Here is a 406-nt window from a genome sequence, read left to right as displayed (position 1 = left end):
TGCCGGCGCTCGGCCGCGCCGTTTTCGTAGGCCTGGCGAACGGCCCGCGCACCGTAAGGTGTGAGCGGTGAAACCGTGCGCCCAGAGCCTTGATTTCCGGCTTCCAACACTTCCAGCAGCTCCCGCGCGGTGCCGTAACCGGCTTGCTGGTGCGTGGTGCCCTGCTGGCATGGCGTATCGAGGCTCGCGCCGAACGACGCAAGCAGGCGCACAACGTCAGGGTGTGCGCGGCCGTCGTCAATCAGCATGTAAAGCAGCGGGCGCCCCTCGTAAAGCTCGCAGGCGTTCACATCGGCGCCCGCTTCGATCAAGTGCTCGATTTCTGCCAGCAAATCTGCCGGGCGGGTAAGCAGTGCGCGGGCTGCCGCGCTGAAAAGCTGTTCTGTCATGCGATCCATGGTCGGTT

General features: G+C 65.0%; 1 protein-coding gene. It reads right to left on the bottom strand.

Annotated features, from left to right (window positions below; all coding sequences use genetic code 11):
* A partial coding sequence (locus tag CDV46_RS18620; RefSeq protein ID WP_140413419.1) for a hypothetical protein occupies nt 1-389 on the bottom strand: 389 nt, incomplete at its 3' end.
* Nucleotides 390-406 lie beyond the last annotated feature (17 nt).

This window comes from Pandoraea sp. PE-S2T-3, assembly GCF_002179965.1.
In the GTDB taxonomy this organism is placed as follows: domain Bacteria; phylum Pseudomonadota; class Gammaproteobacteria; order Burkholderiales; family Burkholderiaceae; genus Pandoraea.
The sequence above is the reverse complement of the archived record's forward strand: the minus strand, read 5'-3'. Positions and strand labels throughout refer to the sequence as shown.